A 23,562-nucleotide genomic window follows, 5' to 3' on the forward strand; every position below is an offset into this window, starting at 1 on the left:
AGAAAGCGAACCCTGAGGCTCGCTTTCATAATATCAGATCAAAATGGTAGGACAAGTAAAAAACGGCAATAGCCGGATTATTTATAACTGACGATGTTCAAATCTTCGTCTTCAGGATCGTCCTGCACAGGATCACTCTGTTCCTTCTCGATAATTTCCCCGGTCTCAGGGTCAAAGACAGGCTCGGCTTCAGCTTCTTCGGCTTCTTCCAAGGGAGGATAGTTGCAATACTCCTTCATACTGAAACCAAGGGCAATACCGGCCACGGCCATGCAGCCCACAGCGTAAAGGAAGTAATTGGTAAATTCAATATGCAGACAGCAGACTGCCGCAGCGATTGCATGCAGAGCCAGAGTAAGCAGACGGGGCAGGTAAAAGCGTCCGGCCTTGCGCATGGCGATGATGCCCAACAGATCGATAAGTGCGTAGGAACCGAACCAGAAACAGAGTCCTGCGGAAATCAGGGATTCAAGTTCATCTTTTCCGGCCCAGCCTTTGGCAAGCATGACAGCGATCACGCCACCGATAAAAACAGCGGCCCCCCCGGCGGCATAACGGGAATAATTTTCAGCAACAACCCCGCGCACCCGCTGCCCGAAAAGCTGGAATAGACCGAAAATAGCTGCAAAGGTTGCCAGAATAATTGTTCCGCCCATAAGCAGACGCCCTTTGCCCTCAAGTACATGGCCGGCGACTTTGAGATGGGGAACGGTGGTTCCGAGCAGACCTTCGGGAGTTTCAACCAGCAGGGCCGCCCAGCTGAAAAGGGCAAAGGCAACCAGAATCAGAAAAATAGCAGGATAGGCCCGTGAACTCTTATTTTCAAAAACCAGCGGCAGATCAAAGCCGATGAAAACCAGCACAGCCAGAAAGACCAGCTGCATCCAGCCCACGGGACCGGCTTCCAGCAGCCCGGCAGGAAACAGCGGAGTGAAAAATTCCGGCAATGACGTCGGATAGCCCATTCCCCCGGCAACAGGCTGATTAACCATAACCGCTACATATACAAAAGAAAGAAAAGCCAGAGTCAGACTGCCCCCGAAAAGGTCCCCGGCATACTTATCATTCAGAAAACAGGCCCAGACGGCGACAGCAAGTATGGTGAAGGACGCCGCGAGATTGGGAAATGAACTGAGAAAAATTTCGTTGAGTCCGTACCCTGCAATCCCCAGCCAGGAAACAGCCAGAACGGTCAGGGTAAAAAAACGAGCTGCATCAAGAAATCCGAAGGCCACACGGTCCACAGGGGTTGCCCGCAGTTCCCCGGAATTAAGTTTATCAATGCTACGCGCGGTGCAGACAGACACAAGCGCGGCCAGAACCAGCAATCCCATAAAAACAGCTCCGCCCAGCCCGGCACCGTGCCCGACAGCTTCAAGCCCTCTGGGGGACAGCATCACTGCGAGTGATGTAAATATTCCGCTCATTTTTTCCTCCGCTGTATATGAAAAGCACTCCGGCTATTATAGCAATAAACAAACACAGTTTCAAAAAACAAACTTCCTGTCCGCAGGATAGCGCACAGGAAGCAGTTCATATATAAAGGCATATTATGGCCTGATTATCCTGAAATGTCTAGAAAGCGGCCAGACACTCATCCTTAGTATTGTAGATAGGCAGAAAAGAGACAAAACCGGACAGATCAAAAACTTCCCGAATGTAATCTTTAAGAGCACAAAGCACGAGTTTCCCGTCTCCGCCCTTAAGCTCCCTTGCGGCTTTGAGCAGCACACGAAGCCCGGCACTGGAAATATATTCAAGATTTTCGAAATCCAGAATAATCTTGCTTTCCCCGCCCTGAATAGAATTCAGAAGTCTTTCTTCAAAATCATTGGATGTATTGGAATCAAGACGTCCTTTTAATTGAAAGGTAATAACTCCGTCATTTTTGATTTCACCAACTTCAAGACCCATCTTTTCCTCCGTTTTTCCCATTTTTACCGCCAGAAATGCGGTTTGCATCATTCACCGTTAATATAAAAATCCGCCCAGCGGACTGGTTATCTATATTGCATCATATGATTATTGAATATTTTTGGTCAACTTCAATTTGTTTTTGCCGTCTTCCCAAGCATATTCAATGCTGTCCATTATCTTGCGCATAAAATGGATTCCGAGTCCTCCGATTTTACGCTCCTCGCAAGCGCACTCCATATCAGGCTCCGGGGCATCAAGAGGATTGAACCTGTGCCCGTCATCCTCAATCAGCAGAGTCAGGAGACCGTCAGCAAGATTCATGATGATTTCAAAATTGTGTTTATCAGACTGGCAACCGTAACTTACAAGATTAGTAAACAACTCATCCAGAACAAGATTGAGCTCGAATACAGTCTTATCTGAGATACCGTTATCATGTCCGAATTTCTCAATATTTTCAGCGAGAACCCGGAGCTCAGCAATATCTGATTTCAGCGAGAAGGAAGATGTGACGCCGCTGTCTAACTGCGACTCCATATTATTTACCAAAGCCTTATCCTCAATTTTCTCATTATGGACAGAAAATACGATTACCACACATAAGTTAGAAAACCCTTGTCGCTGCGTCAACAAAAAGGTAATAAATTTTTGTTAGATATATAGACCAACAGGAGTACTTAATGATCACCAAGCGTCCGCTAACCTACTGGGTGAAAAACAGTAATATGAAGTTGCAGCTCATATTGCTTGTTGTCATCTTTTTCACAGTAGCAGTCAGACTGATTCCGCTGGAAATGCAGAAGAAAATCATCAACCAGGCCATCAGTATGCGCAAGGTTGACCTGCTTTTCATGTATTGTGGATTCTACATTGCATCGGTAGTCTCCGCCAGCCTGCTTAAATACCTGATTACAGTCCTGCAGACTTATATCGGTCAGGAAGCACTGGCAAAGATGCGTAAGGAACTCTACGCTCACATCCTGACCCTGCCGCTGGGTTATTTCCGAAAAGCCAATCCGGGCATGGTGGTCTCCTCGCTGGTGACCGAGCTGGCTCCGGCAGGTGAATATGTAGGTCAGTCCGTGGCCGTTCCGGTGACCAACCTGCTCACGCTCATCGCTTTTGCAGGGTATATGTTCTATCTGAACCCGATCATGGCCGGTATCTCCATCGCCCTCTACCCCTTTGTGATTTATCTGGTTCCCAAGCTCCAGAAAAGATCAAACAAAGCAAACAAGAAAAGGGTTGATACCACCAGATACCTCTCCAGCCATATCAACGAAACAATTTCCGGTATCCACGAAATCCACGGTAACGGTTCTTACCGCATCGAGAACCGCAAGTACGGTGCTTTTGTGGACAAACTGTTTAAGATCAGAATCACCTGGATTCTCTATAAGCAGGGCATCAAGGTCCTGAACAACTTTTTCCAGAATCTGGGACCGTTCCTGCTCTTTATTGTCGGCGGTTACCTTGCCATTCAGGGACGCTTCGACCTTGGTGCGCTGGTCGCCTTCCTTTCCGCTTATGAAAAAATTTACGATCCGTGGAAAGAGCTTATGGACTTTTATCAGGTCCACAATGATGCCGGAGTCCGCTACAAAAGGGTCATGGAATATTTCGACACCAAGCCCGAATTCGAGCTTGAACCGAAAGACCGTGCTCCTGTGAAACTGAAAGGAGATATCGAAGTCCAGAACCTCGGTTTCACTGTTTCCGGCAACATCAGGCTGCTCAAACAAATCAACATGCAGCTTAAACCCGGCGAGCAAATGGCTCTTGTGGGATTCTCGGGCAGCGGTAAAAGTACGCTGGCCCAATGCATTTCCCAATTATATAAATACACGGGCGGCTCGGTAAAAATAGACGGTTACGAGGTCGGGGAACTGACCAAGGCCGATATGGTCCACAACATGGGAATAGTGGCCCAGTCACCGTTTATCTTTTCAGGAACCATCAAGGACAACCTGCTCTACTCCTGCACGGCTGTTCTTGAAGGCGATCCCGATGCCGAGAAAAAAATGCCCAGTCGCGACAACATGATTGAAGCCGTACAGCAGGCCGGAATCTTTGTGGATGTGCTCCGCTTCGGCCTGAACACCCTGCTCGACCCTGATAAAAAGGTCGAACTTTCCGAACGGCTGGTCAGGGTGCGCAAAAACTTCCATGCCGACTTCGGAGACAAGCTTGCCGAACATGTGGAATTCTACCGCGACGGCGAATATCTGGAATACTCCAGCGTGGCCGGAAACATTACTTTCGGCCATGCCAATGACGAAAGCTTCTCCGGGCGGAAGCTGGTCAGCAACGAATACTTCCTGACCTTCCTCAAAGAAGCACAACTTGAGACACCGCTGCTGAGCCTCGGACGCGAACTGGCCAAGCAGACTGTCGATATTCTGGGCAATCTCCCGCCAGACGAAGTCTTCTTTGAACAAAGCCCCATTCCTTCCGAGGAATTCGAAGACTACAAGCAGCTGACTGCCCGTATTGATGATATTCCGCTGCAGGAACTTGAGGGCAAGGACCGCGAGATGCTACTGCACCTCGCCCTTGGATTTGTTCCCGGCAAGCACAAGATTGTTGCCCTTCCGGCAGTGCTGCAGGGACTCATCCTTGACGGACGCAAGATGTTCAATAGCAAGGTTACCGAAGAAAGGCCGGAGACTTTCAGCTTCTATCAGATGACTGAATTCATCCCCTCCCAGACAATTCTGGACAACATCCTTTTCGGTAAACCCAAGACTGACCATCCCAAGGTGCAGGATACCATCAACCAGTCCATGATTCAGCTGCTCATTGAGGAAGACCTGCTTGAAACAGTGGTCGAACTGGGTATGGAATTCCAGGTTGGCACCAAGGGTGATAAGCTTTCCGGCGGACAGTGCCAGAAGCTGGCCATCGCCCGGACCTTCCTCAAGAATCCACCGATTATGATCATGGATGAGGCAACCTCCGCACTGGACAACAGGTCGCAGAACCGCATTCAGGGATTGCTGGAAACCAAGTGGAAAGGAAAAGCAACGCTTATCTCGGTTATCCACAGGCTGGATACCATTAAAAACTACGATAAAGTGGCAGTCATGAAGGCTGGTAAATTAATGGAAGTAGGTCCCTATGACGAGCTGATGGCTAAAAAGGGACTGCTTTATGAACTCGTACACGGAGCACATTAGTCATGGCAGCAGAAACAAGTGAATATCAGGAGCATTTGGAAATAATGCGGGAAATCCCGTACTTTTCAGGACTGGACCTTGAAGCTCAGAAACTGATCGCCTACCTTTGTGTTCGCGAAAAATTCTCCGAGGGTGACGAAGTTTTCGCCAACGGTGATCTGGACCAGTCCGCCTACTTCATCATCCATGGAACCATGGAAGCCTATCTGGATAACGGACCGACCAAAATCCAGTCCTTTAAGGACGGTGATTTTGTAGGTGCACTTTCACTCATCGGTGACTCCAAACGGTTGTTCACCCTGAAGGCAACTTCCGACTGCGTATGCATCCGGCTGACCAGTGAAAAATTCAAAAAAGCTCAGGAGCAGTATCCTGAAATCAGCAAAAAATTCTTGAAAGCCACAGTTGACATGATCAGCAACTGGGAAGAAAGATTTATAAGTAACTACAATTCAGGTTGTTCCGGATGTTCCGCCGGAATCGGACTGACTCTCATTTAGAAAAGCCTTTACGGCTTACAGGATAGATCAAATGAAAAAGATTATCTTTATGACTTTGGCCGCATGCATGCTCTTTGCCTCCAGTGCCCTTGCCGCTCAGAATGCCCCTGAATCCGTTGCAGGCATTACCATCGGCAACAACTACTCCACCGTCCGTTCCCTGCTGGAAACAGCTTCTGAGACCTCCCCCTGGCAGGAAGAATATATCAGGCGGATCGGTTTGAAGGATATGGAAGGCTACAAAGGCGGCTACATCGTAGTCGGCAATTGCAAACGCAAAGACATCATCCTGCGCATGAAGCTCAAATACAAAGACCCCAGTATGAGTTTTTTCAACAAGCTCTACAGCAAGATTGAAAAAAGGTTCGGCAAGCCTAATGACTGGCGCGGCAATCCTTTCGGAACCCTCAAGGTCTGGAAGTGGTCGCTGGGCGACGCTGACGGCAATGTAAGCCTCATCCTGCAACATTTCAGCGGAGATGATGATTCTATCACCAAAGGAAACTCCATCCGCCTTTCCCGTCCTTCATGGATTGAGCAGGAAATGGAATGCTGGGATAAAATGCACCCTCCTGTTAACGAAAAGCCCATCCCTGCAAAGATGGAAGGCATGAAATGGTTTCTGCCGTACTAGGTTGATATTGGATAGCACGAAAGAGAAAGCCTCCCTGCGTTTGCGGGGAGGCTTTTTTAATTTGATTGAATATACATCTGGAAGCAGATAAAATGAAATTATGAACAAACAACTAATCGAAGACAAAATAGCACTCCTTCATCAATCTTTAAACCGTATTCGTCTCAAGACACCCTCCGATGTTTCTAAACTGCTTCATAACGAAGATATTCAAGATATCGTTATCTTTAATTTGCAACGAGCAGTACAGCGAGAAGCTAACATTGCCACACAAATATTGTGCTCTAAGTCAGATATTCCGTCATCGCTTGAAGATTCCTTCAGAAAACTTGAAAAGCATAAAATTATCTCTCTAAATATCACTGCGACTATGATTACAAGTGTCAAGATTCGCTCTGTTGCTGTTCACGACTTCACTAATTTAGACTGGAGACACATTCATTCATTTTGCAGGAATAATTTAGAGGACTTCTATCACCTTGGTGATTCAATCAGCAATTGGAATCATCACACAACACGCTGAACCTCTCACTTTCACCAAAATTTAAACAAGAAAAGGCCCCACTCTCGCGAGCGGGGCCTTTTGACTTAACTTGTGTAATCAGCCGTAGACTACTTCTTGTTCAGCTTCAGTTCCTGAGGGAACATAGGCAGGTAGCGGTAGCAGAGGCTGAGTACCAGAGCACCGTATGCGCAGATCATCAGGGTGGTGGCCCATTCTGCCCAGTTCGGTACATAGATCTCCCAGTTATCAAAAGGCATAACCGGAAGAGCGATGGTCTGGACAGTGAATACGTAACGGTTGATGGATACGCCGATGCAGTCCAGAATTGCTGCGGAATACAGCAGTGTGGGGTTGTTTCTGATGGAAGGAGTGATCAGCATGATTGCGGGAACGATGCCGCAAAGCACGAGCTCAGTCCAGAGCAGCCACTGGCCGTAGACATTACCGTAGAACATCTGTTCGAAGGTCAGGCCGACGGTAGGCAGGTAACCAACAGCCCAGGCCCAGGTGTCAATGATCTTGAAGAACATGTACACGCAGAGCATGGTACCGGCGATTTTACCCATCAGGGCTTTAACTTTGTATTCCACCAGTTTCTTACCTGTCATTTTCTCGATGAGGGTACAAACCAGAACGGTGAAGACCGGACCGGAACCCACAGCGGAGAGAACGAAGAGGAAGAAAGTCCAGGGCCAGATGAAGAAACCTTCACGGAAGGCGTAAGGACGACCGAACATAACGCCGTACATACCGCCGAGAGAACCCTGGTGGAAGGTGGACAGGAAGGTTCCGATACCTGCGAACAGAGCCATATTCACGTGCAGGTGATGGGCAAAGTGGTGCAGAAAAGGAATCTTGTTCAGCTGCTTCTGCTCGAGAATCAGCGGAATGAATTCAATGATCAGAACGGTGCAGTAGCAGGTAATACAGAAGATAACTTCTGTGAGCATGGAGTGCACGTTGGGGTGCCAGTAACCGAACCATGCGCGGATGGGCTGCCCGATATCCATGGTCAGAATGAGCATGGCACCGGAGTAGCACAGGAATCCTAAGACTACTGCAAGGTTAATTATATTTTTTAATTGATCGATCTTGAGGATGTACTTGAGAAAACCGGTGAAAAATGCACCGGCACCAAGTGCGATAACCGCAAGGTCGAAAGTAATCCAGAGGCCGAACCCGAAGTAGTTATCAAGGCCGGTTACGCCGATGCCGTAATAGAAAATCTGTCCGGCAGCGTAGACGCCCCAGAGCAGAATGGCAGCAGGAAAAGCCATCCACAGCAGGAACTTGGCCAATCCGCAGCGTTTTGTGCCTTCGGGGAAGAGATTGCTATCCATGGTAAACCTCCCTCCTAGTGCTTGTCTTCAGCGACGTGGTTATCACTCTGCTCACGGACCCAGTCACGACGGCTGATGTAGTAAACCTGAGGATCCATGCCGATAGACTCCAGAATGCGGAAAGCATTGGGGCTCTTAACCAGCTCATGAACTTTGTGCTCAGGGTTCTTGATATCACCGAAAGAGATTGCGCCGGTGGGGCAGGCTTCCAGACAGGCAGGCTGGTACCAGCCGTCGGGCAGCTTATTGGGATCCAGACCTTCGTTACGGGCACGCTGACGCGCGTCCAGCAGTCTGGAGTGGCAGAAGTTACACTTCTCAACAACACCGCGCGGGCGGACAGAGGTTGAGGGTGAAAGAGCCTTGTCCATACCGCCCGGGAAGACCGGATCAAACCATCCGAAGTAACGAGCGTGGTAAGGACATGCCGCCATGCAGTACCTGCAACCGATGCAACGGGGGTAAATCTGGCTGACGATTCCGCCTTCTTCGTCCTTGGTAGTAGCAACTACGGGACAGACGGGAACGCAGGCAGGGTGTCCGCACTGCATGCAGGGTCTGGGCAGGTAGGCAACTTCCCTGTTGGGGAATTCCTTACCGTTGTTGAGTTCGTAAACAAGCATCCAGGTGAGGGTCTTAAGCTTGTTGGACCCTTCCTCCATGGGAGCTATGTTATTTTCAGCCTGGCAGGACACCATACAAGCACCGCAACCGGTACACTTGTCGACATCGACTACCATGGTCCATTTAGTATCAAATTCCATTTGTTGCATAACGTGAATCCCCTGACTTTAATTTAGGCGATGCTCACGAAAGAACTGGCCCACACGGACAAACCGGTGCCGGACTCAGTGCCAACGGTGAGAAGTTTGGAGATGTTTTCGCCTTTACCGCTGGAGTATGCATCCCATGCGGTGTGACCGAATCCAAGAGGTGCGGCGATAACATCATTCATTACGCCTTCATTAATGTGGATTCTTACGGCGCACTCTCCGCCTGCTCCGGCAAGCTTGACCTTGGAACCTTCAGACACGCCGAGTTTCTTGGCGGTCTTGGAGTTGACCTGAACCACGGTGTCTTTACCCAGAAGCTCAAACTTGCTGATGGCAACCACGTTCAGCGGCGGAATAGCCGTGGTGGGGGTTCCGAAGATGAGCTTGGAGTAAGGAGCGAGAGCAATCTCGCCGCCCTTGGGCATAGCCACTGCCTTGGACAGGACAGAAGCTGCGAACTTGATGGAACCGGATTCAGTGGAATCGGATACATAAGCAGCACCTTCAACAAGGGAATCCCAGTCTGCGCCTGCTTTTTCGGCTTTCGCCTGATAAACAGCGTCTGCGGATTCAAATCCAAGGTCGATACCCAGTCCGGAAGCCACGCCGAGAATTACGTCTACAGTGGGCTTGCTGTTGTAGAGAGGCTCTGCAACAGGAGCACTGGCTGCGAGCATTGCTGCGCCGACACCGTAAGGAGTCTGGGCATCTTCATAACGCTCGTAGCTGGTGGGGTTGGGCATAATCAGGTCAGCTTTGGAAGCTGTTTCATCCATGTAAGTGCTGAAGCTTACGAGGAAACCCGCTTTTTCAAACGCCGGAGCCAGAGCTGTATTCTGGGGCAGGGCGTAAACCGGGTTGGCTTCGTAGGCCATCATTACTGCGGGAGCTGCAACCTTGCCTGCGGCAATACCTGCGAGGTAGCCGACAAAGTCTTTAGCTGCCAGTTCGGAACGGCCGGCAGCGGCTTCAACAGCCACGGGCAGTTCAGGGAGAATCTTCATTCCGCCTTCTTCGTTAACACGGCCGAGCAGCATGTTCACTGCAGCAGCGGCAATAACGTCTGCTGCGCCTGCGCCCTGAGCGAACTCGGAACCGGCAACAACAACGGGAGCGGAAGATTTCATAAGGCTCTTGGCGATTGCGGCCATTTCCGCGCCAGCTACGCCGGTAGCTTTCTCCACTTTATCGGGAGAGAATCTGGACATGACCAGAGTCTTGAAATCGGCGAAGTCGGAGGCGGAAGCGGAAGCTCCGGCCTTGAGCATGTGATAAGCAAGACCGAGGCAGAAGATTGCGCCGGTGCCGGGAGCTACCGGAACCCACTTGTCTGCTGCGGCTGCTGTGCTGTTCTGGAAGGAACCGGCGTATACATAAGTAGTTTTCACTTCTTCGCCGGTGGGACGGCTGGCGGAGTAAACACACTGGTTTCTCACAACCGAACCCCATGAATCCATAGCGTCTGCGCCTACAAAAAGGACAAAGTCGGAATTTTCCAGATCATAACCGATCTGACCTTTTCCGCCCATGCTTGCCAGTGCTGCGGCTGCGCCCTGCTCTTCAGAGGGCATCAGGTAGCAATCAGCACCCATTTCTGCGGCGAAACCGGACAGAACCTCAGTTGCACTGCCGGTGGTATCACCGGAAACAACAGCGAGTTTGCCTTTCTGTCCTTTAACTGCGGCGAGTTTCTCAGAGAGGAGCTTTTCAGCCTCTTCCCAGGAGATGGACTCGTATTTGCCTTCCGCGGTCTTCTTCATAGGACCGTTGATGCGGGAAGGGCTGTACATGAGCTGCGGGCCGCAGGCGCTGACAGAGTCTACGCCGCCCTTGCTCATTTCGTTTTCAGCATTTCCTCTGGTGAGGTAAGGGCTTCCGCCCACGGATTTTACAATCTCCGCACAGGGAGCCGCGCCGAACTTGGCGACAGAAGCCTGTTCTGTGATTGCACCGTATTTCAGTCTGGGAATCCAGGGCCAGTTCTGAGACCAGATGGAAGCGTCATCCAGAGTTTTCCAAATTACAGGGGTGAAGAGTGAACCAACGACACCACCTGTTACCAATTGAATAAAAGTTCTGCGATCAATACCCATTGCAGTCCCTCACTTACTTATGGCAGACGTAACATGCGTTGCTGGTACCAACTTCCGCATGACAGCGTTCACACTGCCACATCTTCATGGTCTGCTTGCTGTAACCGCTGATTCTGTTTTCGTAATACGTCGGCAGCGTGTCGCTGTTGCCTACGTCGGGATGGCAATCCGTACACTCGAAGCCTTGGTGTGCCATGTGCGAAAAGTAAACATTATCGGGCTGATACTGATATACCAGCCAGGGTACTTCCACACCCTTCTGCAGATACTCGGTCACGTAAATTTCCTCGGCTTTGGTTTCACCGAGAATGTCTTCGTGACACTCAGCACACTGCTCGTTGGAAGGCAGTCCTGCAAAGGAACCGTCTTCCAAAAACATGTGACATGACTCACAGTCCATACCTTCACCTTCAACATGAACCTTGTGACTGAAATCGATCGGCTGAGTCTTCTGGCTATAAATAACCTGCGGGAAAACCCACCAGCCGACGATCAGGCTCGCAAGGACACCGATGAAGAAAGGAAGAACTCCTCCACACTGCTTCGATGTTCTTTTTTCCTCCATAACCTCGCCCCACTACTCCTTAAGTTTTGTGAAACATAAACAACCAATTAACGCCATTTCTTCTAAAATAGAGTATCTTTCTCTGTCAAGAGAATATGAAACTTTTCACAAACTCCCGAAAAACAGAAAAAGCCTCTATTTTTTAACAAAGGGGTGCGGAAAAGCCTTTGCCAAGCACTTCCCGCAAATCAGTTAAAACTGGAACGGTGAGTCAAACTCAGCCAGAAACGGAAGCTCACGGTCCTTATCGGAAAGTACCGGATTTTCAGTCTTCCAGTCTATTTCAAGTTCCGGATCATCCCACCTGATCCCGGCCTCACTGCCGGGGGCGTACCCGCAATCTACCTTGTACATGAACTCGTTTTCTTCAGTCAGGGTCTCATATCCATGGGCAAACCCCTTGGGGATGAACAGTCTGAGAAAATTTTCCGCAGATAGTTCAATTTTGAACGATCTCCGATAGGTCGGTGAACCCTTGCGCAGATCCACCACCACATCATTGACCGCTCCCCTAGTGACCCAGACAAGCTTGGCCTGAGCATGCGGCGGCATCTGCAGATGCAAGCCGCGTACAACGCCGAGACCGGATGAATAAGCATGATTATCTTGAACAAAATCAGTAGGCAATCCCTTTTCCGCAAAGACATTTTTATTAAAGCTTTCCAGAAAAAAGCCCCTTCGATCCCTGAAAACCTTGGGTTCAACAACCAAAAGTCCGGGAAATTCTGTTTCAATCAACTTCACGCATATCCTCCAAGCATGAACAATGAGGTTCCTGACATCAAAAAACCGTTCCCCCAAAATTAATCGAGAATTACCTGAGATCACGAAATGACACAACCTCATTTTTCACTTGATTGTCATATTTTTTATTATTTTATGGGAGGTTCATGATATTCACTTTTCCCTTGGGGTCTGCTACGCTTCCGCTGACTCTTTTAAAGATCAGGACACATGCGACGATCGCGCATTTTTTCACAAACTCTATCATTTAACGGATTTCAGTATGCAAACAACCGGTTTAGCCCTTAACGCGCTGGATATAATTTTGATCGTAATTGCCGGGGGGTTGATTTTCAGGGGACTGCTGCGCGGGATAGTCAGGGAGGCTATTTCCGTTTTTTCCCTGATTTTCGGTTTTTATCTGGCTGCAAAATATCATTATAAGCTGGCACCTTACTTTGAGACTTTTTTTGACGGCCCCGGCACAGTCAAAGCTTTCAGCTATCTTTCCATCATTGTGGCCACACTCTTTGTGGCTTTCCTTATCGGGGTTGCCATCAAAAAGATTCTGACCGTTACCATGCTCAGCTGGGCGGATCAGGTCCTCGGCGGAATTCTCGGATTTGTTGAAGCGATCATTGTAGGCGGCATTATCATTGTGGTCCTGAACAGCTTTACCCCCAATTCCGAATTCCTGACCAAATCCAAGCTGGCCCCGAAAGTAATGTCCACGGCAAGCTTTTTCATCAGCTTCGCACCGGACGATGTGCTGGATTCACTGGACATCAAATCAATGTTTCCCGACCACTCAGAACTCACTAACCCTTTAAGCGACACCATTTAAAATGAACTCAAAATCAATCGAAAAACTGAAAGATGTAGTTTCTACTCTGGTCGGCCCCGGCGGCTGCCCGTGGGATCAGGACCAAACCCCGCTCTCCATGTGCGATTATCTCATTGAAGAAGCTTTCGAACTGGTGGAAGCCATCCGCGCCGACGACAAACAGGAAGCCATGGAAGAACTGGGCGACGTCATGTTTCTGCTGCTCTTTATTGCCCATCGCTATGAAGAGGAAGGAGCTTTCACCTTCGCCGATGCTGTTGACTCCGGCGCTGCAAAGATGATCCGCCGCCACCCGCACGTTTTCGCTGACACCAAGGTTGAGGATCAGGAAGAACTGCTTCGCAACTGGGAAAAAATCAAACGCAGCGAAAAGAAAGACGACAAAAAAATCTTCGATTCCCTGCCCAAGGGACTGCCGCCCATGCTCAAGGCATACCGCATCAACTCCAAGGCAGCTCGCAGCGGCTTCACCTTTGAATCCGACGAGCAATGTCTCGGTCAGCTGGATAACGAATGGAAGGAATGGAACTCCGCCCTTGAATCAGGAGACCAGGAAGCCATTAACGAAGAGTTCGGCGATTACCTGTTCACCCTGATTGAACTGGGCCGCCGCAAAGGCATCAAAGCCAACACCGCCCTTGATATCACCAACAACAAATTCCTTGAGCGTTTCGCCAAAATGGAAGACCTCGCCAAAGCACAGGGCAAGGATATTTCCGAGATGAACCTCATTGAACAGAACGAACTCTGGGAGCAGGTGAAAAAATAAATCTGCCGCCATACGATCAGCAAAAATCCCGTCGTAATTACTTGCGACGGGATTTTTTTTGATCTTTTTAGTTAAACATTATCAATATTTGATTAAGCAAAATTAATTTATCTTATTTTTACCCTAAAGATTTTCAAGTTTTGGCCGATTCACCAGATAGGCGCGTATATTGCCCTTTTACGGGAGGGGTTTTATGGACGTATCAGCAATCAGTTCAGCCATGGATACCGCGCGAGTGGTAAGTGACAAGCAGCTTTTCGGAGCTCAGGTTGTAACCAAGACCCTTGATTACATGAACTCCGATCAGTTCAGTGGATCAACCAATAGCGATTATGATTTCCAGAAAAGTGTACTCAGTGCCGCTTATTCCGGCGTTGGGACCATTGCCAACACTAAAGCCTAAACGGGCAGTCTGTGCGCCTGATATGTAAAACCCGGCTCTTTAGAGCCGGGTTTTATTGTGGGATTTTATAGAGTATTAATTTTCTTTTATTTCAAGTTTAGATAAAAATTCTTCAGCATCTTCATCGCCATTACCAGATGCTCTTTGCAACAATTTAATTGCTTCAACTTTATTTTTTTCTGCATCTTCTTCTAAAAGTTTTTTAGCAAATTCAAATTGTGCATACGAAACATCAAGATTATCTAATTCATTATAAATTAACTTTGCTTTTAAAACATCTTTTTCGATTCCAATTCCCCGATAAAAATAATCTGCGATCATTATTTTGCTAGCTATGTCCCCTTTAGATGCACCTATCTTTGCCCATTTATATGCTAGGCCAAAATCCTTAACATTACACATTCCCGTATAGTAATAAAAAGAAAGCACTCCCATAGACTGAACATATCCTTTGTGTGCAGCCTCCTTAAACAAAGAAAAAGACAAACTACAGTTTTTAAGAACTCCCGTCCCTTTTCTATAGAGCAATCCAAGTTCATATGCTGCTTTCGCTGACCCGAGCTTCTCGGCCATAGCATACCACTCAGCAGACTTCCTATAGTCAACATCGCCACCCAGTCCTTCCTTGCACAAATACCCAAGTCTCAATTGAGCAGGAATATTTCCCTCAAGAGCTATCTCCTCCAACGAATCACGTTCGGCAGAATAGTTAGAAACAAAATCGTAAAAACCACCACGTGTATAAAATACAAACTTGCCATATGAAAAATCTAAAGCAACACCGATTAAAATTAGAATACATAAAACATTAATTACTAAAGAGACTATCGGTCGAGGCTTTTTCAAACTGGAAGGTTCATAATCAAACTTCAAAAATAATCGGAAAGAAGTCTTATACTTTCCGATTAAAAAACTCAGCCTTGTTGAGATATTCCTTTTTTGTCTATCTGCATCAACTATTTCAGAAACAAAGATACAATAGTCAGTCAACATACCAAGTAAAGGAAAAAACAAAGCAATTACGCTATAGCTGATTTCATCTACCCCGACAAAAAACAACAAAAAGATTACTAATCCTTGTATTGTATAAAGAAATCGGTTGATCAATTTCAAAACAAACACCCCTTCCCCCCTTACCAAACAACAAACAAAGGAGACAAGCATACGCCCATCTCCTTCGTTCCATTAATCAACAAACCTTACACGCCAGACAGCACAATAACCTACTCCAAAGTAAACCCGAACTCGCCCTGCCCTTCCTGCTTTTTAGAACCCTTGGCAGCCCCACCGTTTCCCTTAACCTTGCCGTAAACACTCATGGCTGTACCGACCATAGAGGCTACATCACCTGCTTCGGCGGGCAGAATCAGAGTTGTTGATTCCTTGGCAAGTCCTTCAAAGGCTTCTACGTAGCGTTCAGCCACACGCAGTGAAGCAGCGTCCGCACCGCCTTCTGTTTGAAGGGTTTCCCCCACAACTGTCAGGGCCTTGGCTTTAGCTGTAGCAACCATGGTTATGGCTCCGGCCTTACCGCGGGCTTCGTTCACCAGCCGTTCACGTTCACCCTCACTCTTGAGCACCTCATCGAGCTTGGCGGCCTCGGCTTTGTTGATGGTAGCCTGCTTTTCACCTTCACTGCGGGCAATGTCAGCACGCTTCTGGCGTTCGGCGATCATCTGGGTTTCCATGGCCGCTTTCACGCTGTCCGGCGGAGTGATGTCCTTGATTTCGTAGCGCAGGACCTTGATTCCCCAAGAAGCGGCGGCAGCATCGATAGCTTCGACAACCTGAGCGTTGATGGAGTCACGTTCCTCAAATGTTTTATCCAGCGCAAGCTTACCGACACAGGACCTCAGCGCAGTCTGGGCCAGCTGGGAGGCCGCATATCGATAATTGTCGATACCGTAAGCCGCAGCTTTGGCATCCTGCACCTGTATAAAGATAAGCCCGTCAACCACCACGCTGACGTTATCGCTGGTGATGCAGGTCTGGGGCAGGGTATCGAGAGCTTCCTCCTTAAGGGAAAACTGATAGGCCACACTGTCAATGAACGGAAAAAGAAAATGAAACCCGGCACCGAGGGTAACCCGGTATTTGCCGAGCCGCTCTACAATAATCTCGGTTTTCTGGGGAACAATGCGTACGGATTTAATAATAATTACAATCAAAACCAGTGCAGCAAAAATTACTGCGATCAATCCGGGAGCCATATAGCCACTCTCCTTTTATATTTTTTCCACAAAGAATGATGTTTTACTTTTATCGGTCCAGTTGACTATGCGGACCTGATCACCAACTACAAAATTATGTTTTGACTGGGAAACAGCCTTCCAGAAGGAGCCCCGGTACCTGATCTGACCGTAGCCTTCAGCATTGAAATCCTTACAGACCTCAGCCAGCGCACCTTCGGGTGAATCATCATAACCGTCCTCGGCTGTGTCGGAAACCTGCCCCTGAAACCATCCCATAAAGGACTTGCGCAGGAGCAGCAGACTTGCCACCGAGATAATACAGAAAACAACGACCTGCATAATCAGCGCGTCGCTTGAAAAGTATGCGGCAACTGCGGCAGCGAAACATCCGAAACCGAAAAAGATCAAAATCATCCCCGGTGCTGCGAGCTCAAGCAATGCCAGCACCAGTCCGGCACCCAGCCAGATCAACCAGAGTGGAAGTCCATCCACGTGTAACTCCTTGGATCAATTCATTTAAATCAGCACAACCTACACAACGAGAGAATTAAATACATAATAAAATCAATTCTTTCAACACCCTAAAAAAATCATCGAAAGCCCGGATGTCCGCTATGCTCTGGAACCGGAGGGACCTCCTTGTGCGAAACGGAAATTGCTTTGACCGCCCGGAGAACCGTCAAAGCCGCCAGAAGCAGCAACACAATGGAGATAATCCCCAGATCATATGAAGGCTCGGGTCCAGTCAGGTAGCCGCTCTTGGGGGCGAAAGCCTCCCACCCCAGTGCTGCCGCCGAAGTCAGCAGCATGAACAGGGCCGGAATAAGCGTGTAAAGACGGGGTTTCTTTTGTGAGGACAGATATGCTGTCACCGTGGTCAGCGCAATTGCGGCGATGAGCTGGTTTGATGCCCCGAAAAGCTTCCAGACGCTTTCCCATGAATTGGTCACCGCCAGAAGATATCCCGGAACCAGCATGACCAGAGTTGCCGCCAGCCTGTTTTTCTTCAACAGCGGAATCTTTTCGCCGAGGGTTTCCGCCACCAGAAAACGCCCCAGTCTTGTGCCGGAATCCAGAGTGGTCAGGATAAAGGACTTGACCATCACCGCCCCCAGCAATCCGGCTATAGGCAGGGTCAGATAGGGAATGTTCATACCGCTGACCAGTTTGCCGAAACCGTTGCCGAAAGCTACGATCCAGCCTTCTTTCAAGGCACTGCCGAACCACATTCCCGCTGCGGCGGCAGGAGTTCCTTCCGGGGCGGTCCCCCACTTCAACCCGGCCCCGACGACCATGATTACCATCACCGCCAGCGCACCTTCAACCAGCATTCCGCCGAAAGCCACCGGCTTGCCTGAAGATTCGCGTTCCAGCTGCCGGGAAGATGTTCCGGTGGAAACCAGGGAATGGAATCCGCTGATGGCCCCGCAGGCTACGATAATAAATAAAATCGGCCAGATGGGCTTATCCCCTGAGAAGAATTCCCCACGGTGGAACGGAGCATTTATGGTCGGATGCATAACCATGATACTTAGAAACCCAAGCCCCATGCCCACAAACAACTTAACAGAGGAGATAAAATCACGCGGCTGCAGAATCAGCCAGATGGGTGAGATGGAAGCCAGCAGGCAGTAAAGAGTCAAACAGGTACACCAGAATATGAGGACCGCCTCTTTGCCCCACGATTCAGGCAGGGCCACTGGAAGGGCATTTCCTACCCAGAGCAGTGCGTAGGCCGCGATGATTCCCAGAGCCATGACGAAAGTCTCATTCAGCCCCAAGCGGGTTACGGAGTAGCCCATAACCATGGCAATAACCACCAGACCAAAAGTGGGAATAACCAGCTCCGGCCTGCTCACAAAGGCATCGGCCACTGAAACCATGAACACTGTCACGACCAGTGTCAGCATCATAAAAACCAATGCCGAGACCAGCCCCTTCCCCACCTGCCCAAGCATGGGTTCGGCCAAATCATAAATGCCCCGCCCTTTATTGCGCACACTGATCATCATGGTCAGGTAATCGTGAACCGCGCCCATGAAAACCGCACCGATGGCAACCCAGAGCAAAGTGTATCCCCAACCGAAAATGGATACCGCCAGAATCGGCCCGATGATCGGCCCGGCCCCGGCAATGGAAGCAAAATGGTTGCCCCAGAGCATATGGGTTTTGCTGGGGTGGTAGTCCACCCCGTCTTCAAGCTCATAAGCGGGTGTTCGCCGGGAATCATCCGGTTCCACCAGTTTTTTCTCAATAAACCGGCCATAATAAATATAGCCGAGAACAAACCAGACCAAAGCCGCAATGGTAACCACAAGACTGTTCATGCTTCACTCCACTCAAGTTAACGCGGTATTTCCTTACCATCCTTATGAACCGGATATTCATACCCGCCCTTCAGGAAATCGACTTTGGTTTTGAGCAGTTCATTGTAAAGATCAGGTCTGCGGTCCTTCAGATAATAGTAATCCTGTTCAGGATGAGTCGGGCCGTAATATTCAGGAATGATGTCGGCTATGAGCATGGTATCCTGCTGGTGCCCGGCCTTGACGATGATATCCCCGTGGGGACCGATGATTATGCTGTTGCCCCGGTAATGCCACTCCCCGGTTTCCCGCTTCTCGTACCCGGCGCGGTTGCTGTAGGCGTAAAAGACGTTATTTGCGTAGGCAAAGGCAGGCAGCAGCAGAGTCGAAATGTCAGGATAGGGAACATCGCTGCGTTTGCCGTTGGGCATGGTGTAATAACAGTCAGCGGCAGTAGGACCGACGATGAGCTTCGCACCCTGCAAGGCGAGGGAACGGACCAGTTCCGGGAATTCATTTTCATAGCAATTGAGCACACCCACCGGAAAACCGAACACCTTAAACATTTTGGGCGGAGTGTCACCGAATGACCAGTTAGCCCGCTCCTGCCCGGCATAAAGCTGCACCTTGCGATAACTGTCCAAAAGCTCGCCATGCTCATTAATGATGGCGATGGAATCAAAATACTGCATGCCCGCCTTGGTTTTGGCCTTTTCCGCATAAGGCACGATCAAAGCCATATTCAGTTTTTTGGCAACACCACGAGCCCGGCTGATACTGGGACCGTCCTTAAACTCTGCAACTTTTTTGGCCTGCTCCGGGCTTAATGTGTACCCGGTCACATAGAGCTCAGGAAAGGAAAGCAGCTGCACTCCGCGCTTTTTGGCCAGCCCGGCCACCTTTTCCAACCGATCCATATTTTTAACGGAAGCACCGGGTCCGCAATCGGCCTGTGCCTGATAAACACCAAGCCTGATCCCCTTCCCCTCTTCCGGCAACTCACCGTAGACCGAATCCTTAAACATCAGCTTACGGTAGCTGTCCATAACAGTATTCCCATATTCCGGGGAACAGCAATCCGGACACGGCGGCCCGGCCCACACTGCAGATGCCAGAGCAAACAGAATCATCAGACTAAAGCCGGATATCTTTTTCATATTGTCCTCCAAAACGGGTTTTCAGCTGCCGGGATAGACAGATACTGAGGAAGAATAACAGAAATCATTTAGAGAGGCACGGGGAAACCGGATTACGAAAGGACTAAAAAAATACTGACAGCAAAACTAATATATCTCTTACAATACATATTTTCGTTGGAATAATTTAAACCTTTCGGCTATACTCCCGGATAAATTTATTTTCATAAAGTTGAGGATTCATGACCTTTAATAAAAGCAAGTCCACCCCCTGTACAAGTAAAGATATATTACCCTGCAACCATAAAAACTGTATATTCTCCGGCAACAGACCCATGTGTGTTGACCTGGAACGGGCCGGTGTTCCGAATCAGGGAAAATGGAGATCCCTGATTTTATACTTCAGAAGTCTGGGAGATCAGGCCCATCTGGAACAAGACCAGCAAAAAGACCTGCAACAACTTGTCATCCGCACAATTCAAGCCCGTGACTATTCAGACCAATGCTACCGGGACCTGATTCAGAACATGCAGGACATCATTAACACCCCGCTGCAACGCAAACTGCAAGAGGCGTTACTGGAGACAATGAGCATTGCAAACGAATACAGCAGTGTCCTGAGTAAAAACAAGAACCGGGTTTCCGACCTCGGCGAAAACACCGTACGCGACATTGAATCCGGGGTTGATCCTGAAACCATGATCGAGAATATCCGTTCTTCTTTCCGGGAGGTTGTAGCGGGAATGGAAGCGGACATCGCATCCCTGCGGGCAATCACTGACACGGACGGCCTGACCGGTCTCTTCAACCGCCGTGCTCTGGATGCCTTTCTTTCAGAAATGCTGGACAAAAACGGACCGGAAAACCACAGGCTGCAATTTTTCCTGCTGGATCTGGATCACTTCAAAAAGGTCAATGACACTTTTGGGCACCCGGTTGGCGATTATGTACTCAAAACCGTGGCTGAAATTTTGAAACAGCCGGGCGAAGCATTTGCAGATCAGAGCGAGCGGGTCTATTTCCCGGCACGCTACGGTGGTGAGGAATTTGCCATTTGTCTCAGCGGCTTTACTTTTGACGAGGGAGTTGAGCTTATAGAGAAATTACGAGAGACAATTAAAAGCACATATCTGTCAGCAGAAGCAGACAATGGCAAACAGATGCAGATCCAATTAACTGTCAGCGCAGGCATGGCTGAAGGCAATCCTCAATCAGAAAACCCTGCATCAGACATTCTGCACCGGGCAGATAAAGCCCTTTATAAAGCCAAACGTAACGGTCGCGACCAGCTGGCAATAGAGAATACCCGCAGCTAAAGTAAGCTCAAAGCACAACCTGCCCTGATTATCCATTCATAGTGTATCTTTATCGATTTGATTGGTGTATACCTTTTAAAAGACTTTTGTCTTTGTTTCTCGCGTATTGCACAAACATTTGCTGTATTTATTTGGGGGACTTATGAAACAGGTTGTACAAACTTTGAAAACAGGTGTTGTTGAAGTAGTGGATGTTCCTGTCCCGACTCTGCATGACTCATTTGTTTTGGTTCAGACAAAAAAATCCCTGATAAGTGCCGGGACCGAGAAGACTAAGATTGATATAGGCAAAAAAAATTTACTGCAAAAGGCGAAGGCTCGCCCTGATTTAGTACGCCAAGTGCTGCAAAAGGTTAAATCAGTGGGACTGACGAAGACAATACAAATGGTTAAAACCCGTCTTGGTGCCCCGAATCCTCTTGGATACAGTCTGGCGGGAGAAGTTATTGCTGTGGGAGGGCTCGTTCAGGGGCTTAAACCGGGAGACCGTGTTGCCTGCGCCGGGGCAGGATATGCCAATCATGCTGAGTTCAATTCAATTCCCAAAAATCTGGTATCTCAAATTCCCAAAGGCGTGAGCGATGAAGAGGCTGCCTTCACCACAATGGGGGCGATAGCTTTGCAGGGAATCCGCTTGGCTGATCCGAAGCTTGGCGAAACTTTTCTTGTTTTGGGTCTGGGCCTTGTAGGGCAACTGACAGTGCAGATGCTCAAGGCAAACGGTTGTAATGTTATCGGATATGACCTTGTCCGCAATAAGGTGGATTTAGCTGAAGAATATGGCGCAATCGGGGTCAGCGGTAAAACGGATCTGGTGCAGGCGTGCCGTGCTTTGACAAAAGAGCGTGGTGTTGATGGTGTTATTGTTTGCGCAGGAACCTCAAGCAATACCCCCATAGAGCAATGCGGCGTGGTGACTCGTGAGAAGGGACGTGTGGTGGTCGTCGGCGCGGTAAGGATGGATATTCCGAGGGAAGATTATTTTAAAAAAGAAATAAGCGTCGTGATCTCCAGATCATATGGTCCCGGCAGGTATGATCCATTCTATGAGGAGTCGGGAAATGATTATCCTATAGGTTTTGTACGCTTTACCGAGCAGCGGAATATGGAATCATTCTTAGATCTTCTGGCTCAGAAAAAAATAGATGTCACAAAACTCATTACGCACCGATTTATGATTGATGAAGCCTTGGAAGCATACTCGGTGATCGAAGGCAAAACAAAAGAACCATATCTGGGCATCATAATGGACTATGATGCAAACGTTTCGGTGGAGACCGACCACTCTGTCAGGCGTCATTTTCAGAATGTCGAAAATGACGCTCTGGGTTTGTCATTATTCGGAGCCGGTAATTACGCAACCGGAACCTTACTACCTCTGCTCCGGGAGATTGACCTTGTTGATTTTGTAGGGATAGCCACAGCAACAGGAAAGAGTGCCCAGAACGTCGGCGGGAAATATAATTTCAGGTTTTGCGGCGGCGATATTGATTCGCTGCTCTCCCCGGAAGCAAATGCGGTCATGGTCACAACAAGGCATGACACACATGCTTCTTCCGTAAGGAGGATTCTTGAAGCAAATAAGAGCGTCTATGTTGAAAAACCCCTGGCTATGACAGTTGCTGAACTCAGCGGGATACACAAGTCTTATCAAAATAGCGAGGGGCAACTCATGGTTGGCTATAACCGGAGATATTCGCCGCTTACTATTTATATTCAGGACCACTTTAAGGATGTATATGGCCCAAAAATCGTTAATATACGAGTAAATGCCGGATTTATCCCTGACACCCACTGGATTCAGGATCCGAAAAAAGGCGGGGGAAGGATTATCGGAGAAGCCTGCCACTTCATTGATCTGGCAATGGCATTGGTTGGGGCAAAGCCGATCTCAGTGTATTCAGCAGCAACGGCCAAGGATAATAAGTCGCCGCTTTTGAATGATAACGTCATTATTTCGGTTACCTTCGATAATGGCTCCATTGCTTCAATTGTTTATACCGCTGACGGCTCAAAGGCTATGTCCAAAGAACTTGTGGAAGTATTCGGTGGCGGAAAATCTGCCGTACTAAATGACTTTAAAGATGCGATATGCTTTTCCAGTGCCACAAAAAGGTCGCAAAAAAAATTGCGCAGTCAGGATAAAGGCCAGCGCAACATGCTAAACTCATGGGTTAACGGCGTCTTGTCCGGCACTCCGGTACTTGATTATGAAAGTATCATGTTCAGCAGTCTTGCGACTGTTTTAGCCGTCGAATCACTGACTGTCGGTATGCCCCTAGAAATCGATATGAAGCTTCTGGAACCCGCTGGGGAGGAATAAACTGGACGCCATACAACTCTCCAGTCAGACAAAAAGAAATATTGCCA

22 protein-coding genes are annotated in these 23,562 nt (G+C 48.7%); 9 read left to right on the top strand and 13 right to left on the bottom strand.

Going from position 1 to position 23,562, the window contains the following annotated elements; translation table 11 throughout:
- Positions 1-77 precede the first annotated feature (77 nt).
- The 3 genes from FMR86_RS00440 to FMR86_RS00450 form a co-directional block, all read right to left on the bottom strand.
- Positions 78-1,427 (bottom strand): APC family permease, encoded by a 1,350-nt coding sequence (locus FMR86_RS00440; protein ID WP_163349102.1) that lies wholly within the window; start codon positions 1,425-1,427, stop codon positions 78-80.
- A 148-nt stretch (positions 1,428-1,575) separates the two neighbouring features.
- The gene (locus tag FMR86_RS00445; RefSeq protein ID WP_163349103.1) at positions 1,576-1,914 is read right to left on the bottom strand and encodes an STAS domain-containing protein; all 339 of its coding nucleotides are present in this window, start codon (positions 1,912-1,914) and stop codon (positions 1,576-1,578) included.
- Between the two features lie 108 nt (positions 1,915-2,022).
- On the bottom strand, positions 2,023-2,454 hold the full coding sequence (locus tag FMR86_RS00450; RefSeq protein ID WP_163349104.1) for an ATP-binding protein: 432 nt from the start codon (positions 2,452-2,454) through the stop codon (positions 2,023-2,025).
- A 143-nt stretch (positions 2,455-2,597) separates the two neighbouring features.
- Here FMR86_RS00450 and FMR86_RS00455 point away from each other — a divergent pair, with 143 nt between their 5' ends.
- The 4 genes from FMR86_RS00455 (at position 2,598) to FMR86_RS00470 (ending at position 6,750) form a co-directional block, all read left to right on the top strand.
- Positions 2,598-5,093, top strand: a complete 2,496-nt coding sequence (locus tag FMR86_RS00455; protein ID WP_163349105.1) for an ABC transporter ATP-binding protein/permease — start codon at positions 2,598-2,600, stop codon at positions 5,091-5,093.
- Between the two features lie 2 nt (positions 5,094-5,095).
- A complete protein-coding gene (locus FMR86_RS00460; protein WP_163349106.1) occupies positions 5,096-5,593 on the top strand; it encodes a Crp/Fnr family transcriptional regulator in 498 nt (165 codons plus the stop codon).
- Between the two features lie 31 nt (positions 5,594-5,624).
- The gene (locus FMR86_RS00465) at positions 5,625-6,227 is read left to right on the top strand and encodes a hypothetical protein (protein WP_163349107.1); all 603 of its coding nucleotides are present in this window, start codon (positions 5,625-5,627) and stop codon (positions 6,225-6,227) included.
- 100 nt (positions 6,228-6,327) lie between these two features.
- Positions 6,328-6,750: a HepT-like ribonuclease domain-containing protein gene (locus FMR86_RS00470; RefSeq protein ID WP_163349108.1), complete on the top strand. Its 423-nt coding sequence runs from the start codon at positions 6,328-6,330 to the stop codon at positions 6,748-6,750.
- An 89-nt stretch (positions 6,751-6,839) separates the two neighbouring features.
- On the opposite strand, the gene qrcD is transcribed toward FMR86_RS00470, so the two are convergent.
- From qrcD to rfbC, 5 genes are all read right to left on the bottom strand, one after another.
- Positions 6,840-8,072 (bottom strand): menaquinone reductase integral membrane subunit QrcD, encoded by a 1,233-nt coding sequence (gene qrcD, locus FMR86_RS00475; RefSeq protein WP_163349109.1) that lies wholly within the window; start codon positions 8,070-8,072, stop codon positions 6,840-6,842.
- A gap of 14 nt (positions 8,073-8,086) precedes the next feature.
- Entirely contained in the window at positions 8,087-8,845 is a 759-nt protein-coding gene (gene qrcC / locus FMR86_RS00480) for a menaquinone reductase iron-sulfur cluster-binding subunit QrcC (protein ID WP_163349110.1), read from the bottom strand.
- Between the two features lie 23 nt (positions 8,846-8,868).
- On the bottom strand, positions 8,869-10,938 hold the full coding sequence (qrcB, locus tag FMR86_RS00485; protein ID WP_163349111.1) for a menaquinone reductase molybdopterin-binding-like subunit QrcB: 2,070 nt from the start codon (positions 10,936-10,938) through the stop codon (positions 8,869-8,871).
- A gap of 13 nt (positions 10,939-10,951) precedes the next feature.
- Positions 10,952-11,503 carry a menaquinone reductase multiheme cytochrome c subunit QrcA gene (gene qrcA, locus FMR86_RS00490; RefSeq protein WP_163349112.1) on the bottom strand — a complete coding sequence of 184 codons (552 nt, stop codon included), beginning with the start codon at positions 11,501-11,503 and terminating at the stop codon, positions 10,952-10,954.
- A 192-nt stretch (positions 11,504-11,695) separates the two neighbouring features.
- Positions 11,696-12,247, bottom strand: a complete 552-nt coding sequence (gene rfbC, locus FMR86_RS00495; protein ID WP_163349113.1) for a dTDP-4-dehydrorhamnose 3,5-epimerase — start codon at positions 12,245-12,247, stop codon at positions 11,696-11,698.
- A gap of 262 nt (positions 12,248-12,509) precedes the next feature.
- Between rfbC and FMR86_RS00500 the strand changes: the two genes are divergently transcribed.
- The 3 genes from FMR86_RS00500 (at position 12,510) to FMR86_RS00510 (ending at position 14,242) form a co-directional block, all read left to right on the top strand.
- Entirely contained in the window at positions 12,510-13,070 is a 561-nt protein-coding gene (locus tag FMR86_RS00500) for a CvpA family protein (RefSeq protein WP_163349114.1), read from the top strand.
- A 1-nt stretch (position 13,071) separates the two neighbouring features.
- Positions 13,072-13,839, top strand: a complete 768-nt coding sequence (gene mazG / locus FMR86_RS00505; RefSeq protein ID WP_163349115.1) for a nucleoside triphosphate pyrophosphohydrolase — start codon at positions 13,072-13,074, stop codon at positions 13,837-13,839.
- A 193-nt stretch (positions 13,840-14,032) separates the two neighbouring features.
- Positions 14,033-14,242 carry a hypothetical protein gene (locus FMR86_RS00510; protein ID WP_163349116.1) on the top strand — a complete coding sequence of 70 codons (210 nt, stop codon included), beginning with the start codon at positions 14,033-14,035 and terminating at the stop codon, positions 14,240-14,242.
- A 75-nt stretch (positions 14,243-14,317) separates the two neighbouring features.
- Here the strand turns inward: FMR86_RS00510 and FMR86_RS00515 are convergent, their stop codons facing one another.
- From FMR86_RS00515 to FMR86_RS00535, 5 genes are all read right to left on the bottom strand, one after another.
- Positions 14,318-15,406: a tetratricopeptide repeat protein gene (locus tag FMR86_RS00515; protein WP_163349117.1), complete on the bottom strand. Its 1,089-nt coding sequence runs from the start codon at positions 15,404-15,406 to the stop codon at positions 14,318-14,320.
- Between the two features lie 59 nt (positions 15,407-15,465).
- Positions 15,466-16,452, bottom strand: a complete 987-nt coding sequence (locus FMR86_RS00520) for an SPFH domain-containing protein (protein ID WP_163349118.1) — start codon at positions 16,450-16,452, stop codon at positions 15,466-15,468.
- A 15-nt stretch (positions 16,453-16,467) separates the two neighbouring features.
- Positions 16,468-16,926, bottom strand: coding sequence for an NfeD family protein (locus tag FMR86_RS20490; protein WP_163349119.1), 459 nt, complete (start codon positions 16,924-16,926; stop codon positions 16,468-16,470).
- A gap of 98 nt (positions 16,927-17,024) precedes the next feature.
- On the bottom strand, positions 17,025-18,761 hold the full coding sequence (locus tag FMR86_RS00530) for a carbon starvation protein A (protein ID WP_163349120.1): 1,737 nt from the start codon (positions 18,759-18,761) through the stop codon (positions 17,025-17,027).
- 17 nt (positions 18,762-18,778) lie between these two features.
- The gene (locus FMR86_RS00535) at positions 18,779-19,897 is read right to left on the bottom strand and encodes a carbon-nitrogen hydrolase family protein (RefSeq protein ID WP_163349121.1); all 1,119 of its coding nucleotides are present in this window, start codon (positions 19,895-19,897) and stop codon (positions 18,779-18,781) included.
- A 314-nt stretch (positions 19,898-20,211) separates the two neighbouring features.
- On the opposite strand from FMR86_RS00535, the gene FMR86_RS00540 reads away from it, so the two are divergent.
- Entirely contained in the window at positions 20,212-21,192 is a 981-nt protein-coding gene (locus tag FMR86_RS00540) for a GGDEF domain-containing protein (RefSeq protein WP_163349122.1), read from the top strand.
- 142 nt (positions 21,193-21,334) lie between these two features.
- On the top strand, positions 21,335-23,515 hold the full coding sequence (locus tag FMR86_RS00545) for a bi-domain-containing oxidoreductase (protein WP_163349123.1): 2,181 nt from the start codon (positions 21,335-21,337) through the stop codon (positions 23,513-23,515).
- Positions 23,516-23,562 lie beyond the last annotated feature (47 nt).

Source organism: Desulfovibrio sp. JC010, assembly GCF_010470675.1.
In the GTDB taxonomy this organism is placed as follows: domain Bacteria; phylum Desulfobacterota; class Desulfovibrionia; order Desulfovibrionales; family Desulfovibrionaceae; genus Maridesulfovibrio.

Bases quoted from the DNA above. Each gene is read 5' to 3' on its own strand.
- qrcA (WP_163349112.1), bottom strand. From the start codon at position 11,503: ATGGAGGAAAAAAGAACATCGAAGCAGTGTGGAGGAGTTCTTCCTTTC.
- qrcB (WP_163349111.1), bottom strand. From the start codon at position 10,938: ATGGGTATTGATCGCAGAACTTTTATTCAATTGGTAACAGGTGGTGTC.
- FMR86_RS00540 (WP_163349122.1), top strand. From the start codon at position 20,212: ATGTGTGTTGACCTGGAACGGGCCGGTGTTCCGAATCAGGGAAAATGG.
- FMR86_RS00465 (WP_163349107.1), top strand. From the start codon at position 5,625: ATGAAAAAGATTATCTTTATGACTTTGGCCGCATGCATGCTCTTTGCC.
- FMR86_RS00445 (WP_163349103.1), bottom strand. From the start codon at position 1,914: ATGGGTCTTGAAGTTGGTGAAATCAAAAATGACGGAGTTATTACCTTT.
- FMR86_RS00545 (WP_163349123.1), top strand. From the start codon at position 21,335: ATGAAACAGGTTGTACAAACTTTGAAAACAGGTGTTGTTGAAGTAGTG.
- qrcD (WP_163349109.1), bottom strand. From the start codon at position 8,072: ATGGATAGCAATCTCTTCCCCGAAGGCACAAAACGCTGCGGATTGGCC.
- qrcC (WP_163349110.1), bottom strand. From the start codon at position 8,845: ATGCAACAAATGGAATTTGATACTAAATGGACCATGGTAGTCGATGTC.
- FMR86_RS00530 (WP_163349120.1), bottom strand. From the start codon at position 18,761: ATGAACAGTCTTGTGGTTACCATTGCGGCTTTGGTCTGGTTTGTTCTC.
- FMR86_RS00515 (WP_163349117.1), bottom strand. From the start codon at position 15,406: ATGCTTGTCTCCTTTGTTTGTTGTTTGGTAAGGGGGGAAGGGGTGTTT.
- FMR86_RS00520 (WP_163349118.1), bottom strand. From the start codon at position 16,452: ATGGCTCCCGGATTGATCGCAGTAATTTTTGCTGCACTGGTTTTGATT.
- mazG (WP_163349115.1), top strand. From the start codon at position 13,072: ATGAACTCAAAATCAATCGAAAAACTGAAAGATGTAGTTTCTACTCTG.
- FMR86_RS00470 (WP_163349108.1), top strand. From the start codon at position 6,328: ATGAACAAACAACTAATCGAAGACAAAATAGCACTCCTTCATCAATCT.
- FMR86_RS00500 (WP_163349114.1), top strand. From the start codon at position 12,510: ATGCAAACAACCGGTTTAGCCCTTAACGCGCTGGATATAATTTTGATC.
- FMR86_RS00440 (WP_163349102.1), bottom strand. From the start codon at position 1,427: ATGAGCGGAATATTTACATCACTCGCAGTGATGCTGTCCCCCAGAGGG.
- FMR86_RS00535 (WP_163349121.1), bottom strand. From the start codon at position 19,897: ATGAAAAAGATATCCGGCTTTAGTCTGATGATTCTGTTTGCTCTGGCA.
- FMR86_RS00460 (WP_163349106.1), top strand. From the start codon at position 5,096: ATGGCAGCAGAAACAAGTGAATATCAGGAGCATTTGGAAATAATGCGG.
- FMR86_RS00450 (WP_163349104.1), bottom strand. From the start codon at position 2,454: ATGGAGTCGCAGTTAGACAGCGGCGTCACATCTTCCTTCTCGCTGAAA.
- FMR86_RS00510 (WP_163349116.1), top strand. From the start codon at position 14,033: ATGGACGTATCAGCAATCAGTTCAGCCATGGATACCGCGCGAGTGGTA.
- FMR86_RS00455 (WP_163349105.1), top strand. From the start codon at position 2,598: ATGATCACCAAGCGTCCGCTAACCTACTGGGTGAAAAACAGTAATATG.